The 12,247-nt window shown below is 72.9% G+C and carries 8 protein-coding genes; all 8 read right to left on the bottom strand.

Annotated elements, in window-relative coordinates; all coding sequences use genetic code 11:
* Positions 1–78: 78 nt before the first annotated feature.
* The 8 genes from ACFWEJ_RS20750 to ACFWEJ_RS20715 all read right to left on the bottom strand — a co-directional run bounded on the left by ACFWEJ_RS20750 (position 79) and on the right by ACFWEJ_RS20715 (position 12,037).
* Positions 79–882 (bottom strand): serine hydrolase, encoded by an 804-nt coding sequence (locus ACFWEJ_RS20750; RefSeq protein WP_377231080.1) that lies wholly within the window; start codon positions 880–882, stop codon positions 79–81.
* 22 nt (positions 883–904) lie between these two features.
* Positions 905–1,654, bottom strand: a complete 750-nt coding sequence (locus ACFWEJ_RS20745; protein ID WP_377231079.1) for a type 1 glutamine amidotransferase — start codon at positions 1,652–1,654, stop codon at positions 905–907.
* A complete protein-coding gene (locus ACFWEJ_RS20740; protein ID WP_377231078.1) occupies positions 1,651–2,895 on the bottom strand; it encodes an ABC transporter ATP-binding protein in 1,245 nt (414 codons plus the stop codon). Before ACFWEJ_RS20740 ends, ACFWEJ_RS20745 begins: the two co-directional genes overlap by 4 nt.
* On the bottom strand, positions 2,888–3,982 hold the full coding sequence (locus tag ACFWEJ_RS20735) for an ABC transporter ATP-binding protein (protein WP_377231077.1): 1,095 nt from the start codon (positions 3,980–3,982) through the stop codon (positions 2,888–2,890). Before ACFWEJ_RS20735 ends, ACFWEJ_RS20740 begins: the two co-directional genes overlap by 8 nt.
* Complete coding sequence (locus ACFWEJ_RS20730; RefSeq protein ID WP_377231076.1) at positions 3,979–4,911, bottom strand: ABC transporter permease; 933 nt, start codon at positions 4,909–4,911, stop codon at positions 3,979–3,981. Before ACFWEJ_RS20730 ends, ACFWEJ_RS20735 begins: the two co-directional genes overlap by 4 nt.
* A complete protein-coding gene (locus ACFWEJ_RS20725) occupies positions 4,904–5,908 on the bottom strand; it encodes an ABC transporter permease (RefSeq protein WP_377231075.1) in 1,005 nt (334 codons plus the stop codon). The genes ACFWEJ_RS20730 and ACFWEJ_RS20725 overlap by 8 nt, the downstream gene beginning before the upstream one ends.
* A 120-nt stretch (positions 5,909–6,028) precedes the next feature.
* On the bottom strand, positions 6,029–7,666 hold the full coding sequence (locus ACFWEJ_RS20720; protein WP_377231074.1) for an ABC transporter substrate-binding protein: 1,638 nt from the start codon (positions 7,664–7,666) through the stop codon (positions 6,029–6,031).
* A 174-nt stretch (positions 7,667–7,840) separates the two neighbouring features.
* A complete protein-coding gene (locus ACFWEJ_RS20715; protein ID WP_377231073.1) occupies positions 7,841–12,037 on the bottom strand; it encodes an endo-1,4-beta-xylanase in 4,197 nt (1,398 codons plus the stop codon).
* Positions 12,038–12,247 lie beyond the last annotated feature (210 nt).

The following is a 12,247-nucleotide window of genomic DNA, read 5'->3' as shown; positions in this document are numbered from 1 at the left end:
GAGCTGGCTCAAAGCGAAGAAACCCGGGCCTCAAAGGGGAGACTGTGTGGGCGGGTCCAGGTCAGGGACGGACCCCGGTCAGGCCAGCGCGACCGCCAGTGCGCCCAGCGACTTGAGCGTCTCCTCGGCGGCCTGCTCGTCGTAGCCGCGGGTGCACACCGCGATCACCAGGGCGTCGGGACCGGGCTCGCCCACGAAGGCGACGTCGTGCCGGATGCCGTCCACCCAGCCGGACTTCGAGCCGAACGGCACGGCGCCCGGCTCGCCCGGGCCGGGGACGGCGGCGGTGAGCTGCCGGTCGGTCTGGCGGCCGAGCAGCTCGCACATCCAGGCGGTCCGCTCCGGGCTCGCGAGCGCGCCCGTGACCACGCCGGACATGAGCAGGCACAGGTCGGCCGCCGTCGTGCGGTGCGAGGCGCCGGCCTGCTCGGCGGCGAGGTCGGAGTACTTGCGGCCGAAGGTCGACCCCGTGGCCCCGGCGTCGGACAGCACCTTGTTCACGGCGGCCAGGCCCACGCGTTCGGCCACCATGTTGGTCGCCTCGTTGGAGGAGACGGTGACCATCCGGTCGACGACGTCGCCCAGCGGCATCGATGTGCCGTCGGGCGGCAGGCCCTCGTCGACGTCGTCGGGCTCGATCGTGTACTCGCCCGCGCCGGGCACCTGCGAGGTGAAGGTCCGGGTCGCGGTGCAGGCCTCGTCGAGGCGCGCCGTGCCCGCGTCGAGCTCGCGCGCGGCCGCCACCAGCACCGCGAGCTTCACGGTCGAGGCGGCGTAGAAGTCCAGGTCGTCCTGCCGCGCGGCCAGCACCTCGCCCGAGGCCCGGGCGATCCGGTAGGCCACGACCGGCACCCCGTCGCTGTGCGTCCCTGTCGACACCATGTGCGTGCTCGTCCTCTCGTCGTTACTTCGCCGCGCCGTGCACGACGTCGGCCCAGGCGCGCACCAGCGCACCCGACTGGGCCGCGTTCTCCGCCGCGTGGGCGAGCGCCGCCTCGGCGAGTGCCGCGCGGTCGATGCCCTGCTCCGAGAGCGCGGCCTCGTCCCAGGTCCCGACGCGCTCCGGCCGGGCCTCGGGATGGAACTGCAGCCCCCAGGCGGTCTCGCCCACGCGGAACGCCTGGTTGCGGCAGGCCTCGCTCGTCACCAGCAGCGTGGCCGACGGCGGCAGGGCGGTCACCGAGTCCTCGTGGTTCTCGATCATCCACAGCGGCCCGCCGGGCACGCCGCCGACGCCGGGCACGCCGCCGACGCCGGGCACGCCCGGCAGATCGCCGAACACCGGGTCGTCGGCCGCGGCCGGCAGCACCGTGAGCGCGCACATGCCCCGCTCCGTCTCGCCGGACCGCGCCGTCACGCCGCCGCCCGTGACAAGCGCCAAGAGCTGCCCGCCGAGGCACAGCCCGAGCAGCGGCACGCCGTCGGCCAGGGCCTGGAGCGTCAGCGCCCGCTCGCGGGCCAGGAACGGGTGGCCGGCGTCGTCGTCCGGCATGAAGCCGCCGCCCAGCAGGACCACGCCCCCGAACCCGTCGAGCGTCCCGGGCAGCTCCGCGCCCGGGACGAGGACCGGGTCGAGCCCGGCCTCGGGGAGCCACTGCTCCAGCCGGCCCAGAGAGCTGGTGGACGAGTTCAGGACCACCAGGACGCGTGTCATGCGCCGCTCCGGGACGGGGCCCCGGGCGCCGTCAGCTCGCGCGCGAAGTGGCAGGCGGCGACGTGCGCCGCGGCTCCGGCGGCTCCGGTGTCCGTGGCGCCCCGGGCGACCAGCGCGGGCACGTCCGTCTCGCACGCGTGCGGGATCAGCCGCAGGCCGGACTCCGCGCCGCCGACGGCGCCCGCGTCGCCGCCCGAGGCCGCCTCGCGCCGTGCCTCCGGCAGCGTGGGCGCGAGCCAGCAGCGCGTGTGGAACGGGCAGCCCGACGGCGGGTCCACCGGGGAGGGCGGGTCGCCCTCCAGCACGATCCCGCCGACGCCGGGCCGCCCGGCGCCCGCGACGGCGTCGTCGGACGAGCCCGCTCCGACGGCAGCGCCCGCGGGGACGAGCCGCACCGACGGGTCGGGCACGGGCACCGCGGAGAGCAGCGCCTGCGTGTACGGGTGCTGCGCGGCGTCGTACACCTCGGCCTCGGGCCCCTGCTCGACGATGCGGCCCAGGTACATGACGGCGACGTCGTGGGCGATGTGCCGCACCACGCCGAGGTCGTGCGCCACGAACAGGTAGGACAGGCCCAGCTCCTCCTGGAGGTCCTCCAGCAGGTTGATCACCTGGCCCTGCACGGACACGTCGAGCGCCGAGACCGGCTCGTCGCAGACCAGGATCTTGGGCCGCAGGGCGAGCGCGCGGGCGATCCCGACACGCTGCCGCTGGCCGCCCGAGAACTGGTGCGGGTACCGGTTCGCGTGGTCGGGGTCCAGGCCGACGAGCTCCAGCAGCTCGCCCACCGCGGCCCGCCGTCCGCCCGCCGGGTCGATGCCGTGGATCGCGAACGGCTCGCCCACGATCTCGCTCACCGACATCCGCGGGTTCAGCGACGTGTACGGGTCCTGGAACACCATCTGCACGTCCCGGCGGAGCTGCTTGCGGCCCGCCCGGGACCGGCCCGTGACGTCCTCGCCGTCCACCAGCACCTGCCCGCTGGTCGGCGTCTCGACGCCGACGAGCACGCGGGCGAGCGTCGACTTGCCCGACCCGGACTCGCCGACCAGGCCCAGGGTGCGGCCCCGGTCCAGGGTGAGCGAGACGCCGTCGACTGCCTTGACCGCGGCCGTCGAGCGACGCAGCAGCCCGGAGCGCACCGGGTAGTGCTTGACGAGGTCGCGCACCTCGAGCACGGACTCGCCGGGCTCGGGCCGCTCGTCGACGAGCCCGGCTCCCGCCGGTCGCGACTCAGTCATCGGAGTCTCCCTTCGGCCCGGGCACCGGTGTGCCGGACGCCGGCACGCCGGACGCCGAAGCAGCCACGCCGGCCTCGGGGGCCGGCTCCCGTCCGGCCATGATGTCCTCCGCGAAGTGGCACGCCGACATCCGGCCGGGCGCCGGGGTCGCCCGCGGCGGCACGTCGGTACGGCAGACGTCGCGCGCCGCGTCGCAGCGCGGGTGGAACGGGCAGCCCGCCGGCATCGCTGCCGGGCTCGGCGGGCGACCCGGGATCACGGGCAGGCGGCCCGTCCCGGCCGCGGACGGGATCGACCGCAGCAGCGCCCGCGTGTACGGGTGCGCGGGCGTCGTGTAGACGGGCACCACGGGCGCCTGCTCGACGGCGCGGCCCGCGTACATGACCGTGACGTCGTCGGCGACGCCCGCCACCACGCCCAGGTCGTGCGTGATGAGCACGAGGCCCATGTGCCGCTCCGCCTGGATCTCGGCGAGCAGCCGCAGCACCTGCGCCTGCACCGTCACGTCGAGGGCTGTGGTGGGCTCGTCCGCGATGAGCACGTCGGGGTCCATGGCCAGCGCCGACGCGATCATCACGCGCTGGCGCATGCCGCCCGAGAACTGGTGCGGGTACTCCTTGACGCGGGCCTTCGCGTTCGGCACCTTGACCAGGTCGAGCAGCTCGACCGCCCGCTTGCGGGCGTCGGCGCGGGACAGCCCGCGCCGGGCCCGGAGCGCCTCGGTGAGCTGGAAGCCCACGGTGTGCACGGGGTTGAGCGCGGCCAGCGCGTCCTGGAACACCATCGCCACCTGCTCGCCGCAGCGTGCGCGGTGCTCCTTGCGGCTCAGGGCGAGCAGGTCGGTGCCGGCGAGGCGGACACTGCCGCGCGTGATCCGCGCCGTGTCCGGCAGCAGGCCCATCACGGCCAGCGACGAGACGGACTTGCCCGAGCCCGACTCGCCCACGATCGCGAGCGTGCGGCCCGCCTCCACGCGGTAGGACAGCCCGTCGACGGCGCGCACCGCGCCGTCGGGCGTCCGGAACTCGACGGCGAGGTCGGTGACCTCCAGGAGGGGCTGTGCCTTCACCTGGTCGGCGGCGCTCATGCGCTCAGCCTCGGGTCGAGGGCGTCGCGCAGGGCGTCGCCGAGCACCACCAGCGCGAGGACGGTCGCGATCAGGCAGATCAGGGGCGCGAGCAGGATGTGCGGGGCGCCGCCGAGCACCCACTCCGAGCCCTGCTCGATCTGGATCCCCCAGCTCGTCGCCGGCGGCCGGACGCCGATGCCCAGGAACGACAGCACGGCCTCCGCGCTGATCACCCCGGCCACGGAGGTGGGGAGCAGCGCGGTGACGGTGCCGATGGCGTTGGGCAGCACGTGCCGCACCATGATGCGCAGGTCCGACGCGCCCAGCGAGCGCGCGGCGGTCACGTAGTCCAGGTTCTTCGCCTCCAGGGTGCTGGCCCGCACGTAGCGGGTGTAGGGCATCCAGCCGAACAGGATGAGCACCACCGCGGGCAGCAGGATCACGTTGAACGTGCCGCTGCCGAGGTCGACGCCCTTGAACAGGGACAGCACCAGGAGCGCGGCCAGCAGCAGCGGGACCACCAGGAAGACCTCGACGGCACGGGAGACCAGGTAGTCCACCCAGCCGAGGTAGTACCCGGCGAGCAGGCCGAGGGTCACGCCGATCAGCAGCGAGACGCCGACCACGACCACGGCCAGCAGCAGCGACGGCCGGATGCCGTGCACCAGCGTGGCCAGGACGTCGCAGCCGAGCGAGTCGGTGCCCAGCGGGTGCTCGGAGCCCCAGCCCTGCGGGGTGGTGCGGGCCTCCCGGATCGGGCACGTCCGAGGGCTGGTGGTCGTGAACAGCGTGGGGAACGCCGCCATCAGCCCGAAGAACACGAGCACGACGGCGGCGGCGATCGTGTCCGGCCGGCGGCGGAGCCGGCGCCAGGCGTCGGCGAGCGGGCTCGACGACGCGCCGGCGGTGCGCGGCGCGGTCGGTGCGGGTGTCACGGCGTCACTCATAGCGGATCCTCGGGTCGAGCAGGGCATAGGCGATGTCGACGACGATCATCACCACGACGGTCACCGCGGCCAGCAGGGTGACGATGCCGAGCACGAGCCCGACGTCGTCGTTCTGGACGGCTCCCCACAGGACGCCGCCCATCCCGTAGATGTTCATCAGGCCCTCGGTGATCACGGCTCCGCCGAGGGCCTCGGCGAAGGTGAGGCCGACGGCGGTCACCACGGGCACCGACGAGTTGCGCACCACGTGGTGCACCACGACGCGTCCCTCGGTCAGGCCCTTCGACCGGGCCGTGCGCACGTGGTCGCCCTGGTAGGACTCGAGCTGGCTGGCCCGGACCAGGCGGATGAACGCCGCGGAACCGGCCAGGCCCAGCAGGATCCCGGGCACGACGACGGTGGCCCACGGGTGGTCGGCGTCGAAGGACGGCTTGAACCAGTACGGCGGCCAGCTGTTCTCGCCGAACGTGTCCTCGGCCCAGCGGTTCAGCGGCACGGCGACGACGTACCGGTAGACGATCAGCAGCACGAAGACCGGGAAGGCGTCGATCAGCACCGACGTGAGCCGGATCCCGTGGTCCCCGGCCGAGCCGCGCCAGCGGGCGGCGGCCGAGCCGAGCAGCATGCCGAGCGCCAGCCAGGTGACCAGCACGACGCAGAACAGGCGGATGGTGTTCGGCGCCGCCGTGGCGACGATCTCCGAGACCTCGCGGCCGCGCAGGTTGGTGCCGAAGTCGCCCTGGGCGTACTGGCCGAGGCGCTCGACGAACGGCCCGAGGCAGGGGTTGCCCACCTGGTCGTAGCAGGGGTCGTCGAGGTTGAAGCGCTGCTCGACGGCGGCGATCTGCGCCGGGGTGGCGACCTTGTCGCCGAAGAAAGCCTGCGCCGGGTTGCCGTTGAGCTGGATGGCGACGGTGGTGAGCAGGTGCAGCAGGAACATGACGAGCAGCAGGGTGCCGACCGCCTGGACGGCACGGCGAAGGATGTAGCGCCCCATGGGGACTCCTCAGGTTGTGCGCCGAGTCAGCGCCGTAGTCCGACCAGCGCGCTGACTCGGGGTTGTTCAGGCGCCGAGTCAGCGCGGTGGTCGGACTACGGCGCTGACTCGGCGCACGGGTTACGCCGTGACCTCGATCTTGCGGAGGATCGGCGCGCCCGAGAACGGGTTGAGGATCACGTTGTTCAGCCGGTCGCTGTAGTAGGTGGCGCTGAAGCTCCAGCGGAACGGGATGGTCGGGAACTCCTCGGCGAGGATGCCCTCGGCCTCCTGGTAGAGCGCGACGGACTCGTCGAGCGACGGCGCGGCCGCGGCCTCGTCCAGCTTGGCCTCGAAGTCCTCGCTGTACCAGCCCCAGTGCCCGGCGCCGGGCTCGCCCGACGCGTAGAAGCTGAGGTAGTTCTCGTTCAGCGGGTAGTCCGGGAACCAGTTGTTCCGGAACATGCCGTCGAAGCCCTGCGCCGCACGGGTCGAGAAGTAGTCGTCGCTCGAGACGATGTTGAGCTCGTACGGGATGCCCAGCACCTCCTCGATCGAGTTGCCGATGGCGGTGAAGTACTCGACCTCGGCGTCGTCGTCACCCAGGCTGATCTGGAGCTTCTCGCCGTCGGGCCAGCCGCCGGACTTCTCCAGCGCCGCCTTGGCCGCCTCGGGATCGTAGACGCACCACTCGCACGTGCCGGCCTCGCCGCCGGGCACGCCGCCCGGGACCACCCAGGAGTCGGCGGGCGTGGCCTGACCGCTGCCCAGCGAGGAGATGATGCCCTCGCGGTCGATCGCCATCGAGATCGCCTTGCGGAAGTCGATGTCGTTCCACGGGCCCTCGGTGTAGCCCGAGAAGCCGAGGTACGTCAGCGAGGCGCCGGGGCGCTCCACGTAGCGCTCGGAGAGCTCCGGGTCGTTCTTCGCGGACTCGACCTCGGCGGTCGGCGGGTACGACAGGTCGAGGTCGCCGGCCTTGAAGTCCGCCCACCCCGCCGTCTCGCCCGCCGCGTACTCGGTCCAGTGGATGGCGTCGTAGCTCGGCGTCTCGTCGAGCGGGTAGTCGGCCCACTTCTCGACGGTGAGCTCCTGGCTCTGCTGCCAGTCGGTCACCTGGAACGGGCCGTTGCCGATCGGCTCGATCGCGCACTTCTCGACGTCGTCCAGGCACTCCTGCGCGATCGGGAAGAAGCCGGTGTAGCCGAGCATCGTCGCGAAGCCGGCGAACGGCGAGGCGAGGGTGACCTCGAGGGTCAGGTCGTCGGTGACCTTCAGCCCGGACAGCTCGTCCGCGGCGCCCTCGGCGGTGATGTTGCCGTCGTCGTCGGTCGTGGGCTGCATCTCGTCGTAGCCCTCGACGATGCCGAAGAAGTAGTTGGAGTACAGGCCGTTGTCGCCGTCGGCCGTGTAGTTCCAGGACCGGGCGAACGCCTCGGCGTCGACGGGCTCGCCGTTCTGGAACGTGAGGTCCGGCTTGATCTTGATGGTCCAGACCGTGTTGTCGTCGTTCGGCTCGATGGACTCGGCCACGTAGTTGTACGGCTCGGTGGTCTCCGGGTCGTACCGGACCAGACCGTCGTACACCACGTCGAGGACGCTGATGTTGTCGTAGGCCCCGGCGTCGCCGGGGAACAGCGTCTCCATGTCCTGGCTGATCCAGGTCTCCAGCGTGACCGGCCCGTCGCCTTCGACGGTGTCGTTCGGGGTACACCCGGCCACGGTCAGGGCCACCACGGCCGCCGACGCGGCGAAGGTGGCGAAACGTGCTTGCCTCACTGATTGCCTCCCCAGTTCGTCTCCCCGGTCAACTGGCGGGGAGGTTTGGACCATATCGCCACGGAAGTGGGGCCGCCTGGAAAGTCGTGTTAACCGTCTGTAACGATTCGTCAGGTCTCCTTCCTTGCGAGCGACCTGCGCTCACGCGGAAGGAGACCCGACGGACGGCGAACGTCAGCAGCCGCCGAGGTCCCGCCACGGCCCCCACGGCGTGGCCGAGGGCTCCTGGTTCCGGCTGTACCACTGCGCGGTCCAGCGGTGGCCGTGGTGCACCACCGTCTCGCCGCCGTCGTACACCGCGGTCGGCGTCCAGGCCGGGTACGTGCCGCCGGTGCAGGCCTGCGGGGCGCCCACCTCGGCCCACGGGCCCCACGGCGTGGCGCCGGGGGTCTGGCCGCGCGTCCACCACAGCGCGGTGAACACCGCGCCGTCGTGACTCACCTGGTCACCCGCCATGTAGACGGCGCTCGCGGACCAGGCCGGGGCCGCCGGCGCCTCCGGCTCGACGAGGCGTCCCACGCCCCAGCGGGCGGTGGACTGGTAGCCCGTGCCCGTGGGGTCGGCCCAGTTGCGGACGGCGGTCCGTGCGCCGCCGGCCGCGTCGTTGACCTGGAAGTCCAGGCCGTGGAACGTGCCCGGACCGCCGTACGACAGCAGGTCCACCGACGCCTCGACGCGGTAGCCGCCGTCGGTCGCCGTGGCGGCGCTGGACACGCGGGCGCGCTGCGCCGCCTCGTCGCCGGTGCCGAAGGAGACGGCGTTGCGGGCCGAGACCCGGATCTGCGTGTCGTCGGCCCGGTAGCCGCCGTTCTTCGCGTTGCCGCCGTCCACGTAGATCTCCACGGAGTCCTGGATCCACGGGTCCGAGCCGGAGACGTCGACCACGGGGTCGGCGACATCCGCCAGGACGTAGAGCGTGCCGTCCTTCCACAGGGTGTGGATTGTCGCGACGGCGCCGTCAGAGCCCTCGACCTGCTTGGCGGTGGTCACCGCATTGCCGGCGGTAGCCCAGACGTCGTCGACGTCGCCGTCGACCACCGGGGCCTGCGCGGCCTCGGCGACCTCCAGGTACGACAGCTCCTCGACCAGCGTGAGCGTGCCCACCGCACCCGGCGAGTTCCACGCGGTGGTCTCGTCGCCGCTGGTCACCCGGGCGTCGAACGTGGCGGTACCGCCCTCGGCGAGGGTCGCGGGCAGGTGCACGACGACGTCGTAGCCGCCCTCCCGCTCGCTCACCTCCGCGGCCGCTCCGTCGCCCGTCACGGATCCGTCCCGGCCCACCACGTACTCGGCGTCGTCGAGCATCAGGGTCACGGCGTCGCCCGCTGCCGCTGCGGCCTCGTCCACCGTGACGAACGCCGTCAGGTGGTCGGCCGCCCAGCGGAGCTGGAAGGCGGCCGCGCCGCCCTCCGGGGCCTCGAACGTGTGCCGCGGCAGCCGGTCCCACACCGGGGACGCCGTGGCCGAACCGTCGAGCGGAACGTCCCCCGCGAACACGTTCGCCGTGCGCAGACGCGCCGGCAGCTCGGCCCCGGCCGCGCCGTAGTACGCGGGCTTGGCCTGGAAGCGGTCGTCGAAGAGCAGCGGCGCACCGCTGTCGACCCGCCACGACCGGCCGTCGGTCAGGCCCCAGGCCGTCACGCTGAACAGGTCCTCGGCGTGCGCGCGGAACACCTCGAACGCGTCGCGGTAGTAGTAGCCCTGGTCGACCAGCCGGGCCTGCGTGACCGGCGTGCCCGTGGTGACGTCCAGCTCCGTGACGGCCTGCGTGACCGGCAGGTCCGCGAACCGCTCGATCGCCCCTTCCAGCGCGCTGACCGGCATCGCGAGCGACACGTGGAACTGGTGCCCCACGCCGTCGACCGGCACGCCGCGCTCCAGCAGCCGGTCCACCAGCGCCCGGTACCGGTCCTGCTTGCCGCCCTGCTCCGTGTTGTAGTCGTTGATGAACAGGGTCACCGGGCGCTCGCGCACCGCGTCCGACGGCGGGGCGGCGTACGTCTCGTTGAACGCCTCGTCCGCGTACTCGAACGCGAGGTCGATGTACTCCTCGCCCAGGATGCGGAACCACTCGCTGCGGCGCAGGCCGTCCGGGTTCTCCGCGCCGTCCGAGACCACCTCGTTGACCACGTCGAACGCGACCAGCGGGTTCGTGGCCGAGCCGAAGAGCCCGTAGTCGTCGCTCAGGTTCTCCGCGATGCCGAACACGTGGTCGTGCAGGCGCTCGCGGAGCACCGCCCGGCCCGCCTCGTCGGCCGCCAGCGGCTCGCCGGCGTCGTCCTGGAAGAACCAGTCCGGCGTCTGGCTGTGCCACACCAGCACGTGGCCGTAGACCCGCAGGTCGTTCTCCTGCGCGAAGTCCATGAGCGCCGTCGCCTCGGGGTGCCGGCGCAGCGTTCCGTCGGCGTCGTACCAGGCCTCCGGCTTCATGTGGTTCTCGGGCGTGATCTGGCCGAAGTGCCTCCTCAGCAGCTGGGCAGCCGCGCCCGACGTCTCGCGGCTGTCGATCGCGACGCCGACCGGGAAGTCGACCGTCTCCTGGAGGCCGGTCAGGTCCTCGATCAGCGGCGGCTCCGGGACGGACACCACGATGTCGTCGATCAGCCAGTCGCTGGTGTTGCCGCCGTTGTACGCGGTCTCGAAGTAGAGGAGCGCGCTGTCGTGGTCCGGCATGGTGAACGTCGCGGTCACCTCGGTCCAGCCGCTGCTGGACAGGCCCGTGAACTGGCCGAGCGTCGAGAACGTCTGGGTGCCGTCGACCGTGCTGGCCAGGCTCAGCCAGACGTCGCCCGGCGTCTGCCCCGCGGGGAAGCGCACCCAGGCGGAGACGTCGTAGGTGACGCCCGCGCGCAGCACGCCCGTGACGTCCCGGCCGATGCCGTCGCCGGTGTCGTCGCGGCCGGTGAGCGCGGCCGCCCAGGTGCCCCCGTGCGCGTCGGCGTCCGTGACCGCGAGCGTGAAGTCGGAGGCGTCGGTGCCGTTGCGCGGCGCCCACCCGCCGAGGGTGCCGTCCTCGAAGTCGGTGCTCAGCACGGTGCCCGACGCCGGGGGCGTGCCCTGCGGGAACGTGAACGCCCAGCCGTCGGCGAGGCGTTCGCTGACGACGGTGCGCACCGCCGCGAGCGTGCCGGACCGGTCGCCGCCGCCGTCGTGCGCGAGGACCAGCTCGCCCGGGACCATGGCGGTACGCAGGTTCGCGGTGAGGGTCTCGACGTCCTGGGTCTCCCAGTCGGCGATGGTGTTCCGGACGGCGAGCGGCTGCATGCCCAGCTCGACCGCGACGCCGGGCGTCACGCCCCAGGAGCCGTTCGGGGCACGCCAGAACGGGACCTTCTGGTTCGGGTCGCCCAGCGCGTCGCGGATGATCCCCAGGTTCTCGACCAGGTCGGCGCGCACCTGCTCCTGCGTCCAGGAGCCCATGTCGGCGTACGACGTCGAGTGGTTGCACAGGACGTGGCCCTCGGAGACGATCCGACGCAGCAGCGCGGCGCCGCCCTCGGCCTGGATGTTCTGGCCGATGACGCAGAAGACGGCCTTCAGGTCGTGCTCCGCGAGGAAGTCCAGCAGGGCGGGCGTGGTGCCGGGGTTCGGGCCGTCGTCGAAGGTCAGGGCGGAGACGTTCCCGCTGCCCTCGGCGGCGTGAACCGGCGTGGGCACGGGGTTGATCGCCCCGCCGGGCACGACGTCGTCCGGGGGAACCGTGTCAGAGGTGGTCACCATGATGTCGTCCACGAGGAGCGTGTAGGGGGCGTCCTGGTCGGTGCTGCCGAGGTAGGCCTGCAGCTCGGCCGGGTCGGCGTCGGCGGCGGCCGTGTACGTGCCGGTCACCGTGGTCCAGCCGGTGCCGACCGTCGTGTTGCCGACCCAGGTGTACGCCGGCTTCACGACGAACCGGACGCCGGTGCTGGTGGGGGCGGGCGGGTCGGTGGGCTCCGCGGGCTCCGCGAGGCGGGCGCGCATGCTGAACGTGTAGGTCAGCCCCGGGCGGAAGATCCCGGTGGGGGACTGAAGGCCCTCGTAGTCGGCGGCCCGCGTGATCGCGAGCACGCTGCCCGCGCCGTCGGGGTCCGGGACGACGTCGAGGCCCGCGCCGCCGCTGGGGGTCCACGTGCCGGTGGTGCCGTCCTCGAAGTCGACGACGGTGACGACGGTGTCGGCGGCGGCGGTGGGTGCTGTCGGTGCCGGTGCCGCCGTGGCGGCGGGTGCGGCGACCAGGGCTCCCGTGGCGAGGAGCGCGACGGTGCCGAGGCCGGCCGTCCAGCGGCGGGTGGCCCGGGTGCCGGTTGCCGGGTCGGCGGCGGCGAGCCGGCGTGTGAAACGATTTCTGCCGGGCGAGCGATCTCGGGCGATGAAACGATTTCGATGAGGCATGCTGCGCTCCCTTGCGCGTGTCTCGGGTGGGCGGACGCCGGGGCGACGGTGCCGCGGCGAACGTAGGGGCAGCGTAGCCAGCGTGCCCGGACGCCGTCGAGACCCGGCTCGACAGATCAGCCGGCCGCGAGGTCGGCACCTTCCTGCGAGGTCGGCGCTCTGCATCGAGATCGGCACAGGCCTGTGCCGATCCTGTCTCTTATACACATC

The sequence above is a fragment of the Promicromonospora sp. NPDC060204 genome (assembly GCF_042728455.1).
In the GTDB taxonomy this organism is placed as follows: domain Bacteria; phylum Actinomycetota; class Actinomycetes; order Actinomycetales; family Cellulomonadaceae; genus Promicromonospora.
Note: the sequence above shows the minus strand (reverse complement) of the source record. Positions and strands in the feature narration are given on the sequence as shown.

Bases quoted from the DNA above. Each gene is read 5' to 3' on its own strand.
- ACFWEJ_RS20715 (WP_377231073.1), bottom strand. From the start codon at position 12,037: ATGCCTCATCGAAATCGTTTCATCGCCCGAGATCGCTCGCCCGGCAGA.
- ACFWEJ_RS20735 (WP_377231077.1), bottom strand. From the start codon at position 3,982: ATGAGCGCCGCCGACCAGGTGAAGGCACAGCCCCTCCTGGAGGTCACC.
- ACFWEJ_RS20725 (WP_377231075.1), bottom strand. From the start codon at position 5,908: ATGGGGCGCTACATCCTTCGCCGTGCCGTCCAGGCGGTCGGCACCCTG.
- ACFWEJ_RS20740 (WP_377231078.1), bottom strand. From the start codon at position 2,895: ATGACTGAGTCGCGACCGGCGGGAGCCGGGCTCGTCGACGAGCGGCCC.
- ACFWEJ_RS20730 (WP_377231076.1), bottom strand. From the start codon at position 4,911: ATGAGTGACGCCGTGACACCCGCACCGACCGCGCCGCGCACCGCCGGC.
- ACFWEJ_RS20750 (WP_377231080.1), bottom strand. From the start codon at position 882: ATGGTGTCGACAGGGACGCACAGCGACGGGGTGCCGGTCGTGGCCTAC.
- ACFWEJ_RS20745 (WP_377231079.1), bottom strand. From the start codon at position 1,654: ATGACACGCGTCCTGGTGGTCCTGAACTCGTCCACCAGCTCTCTGGGC.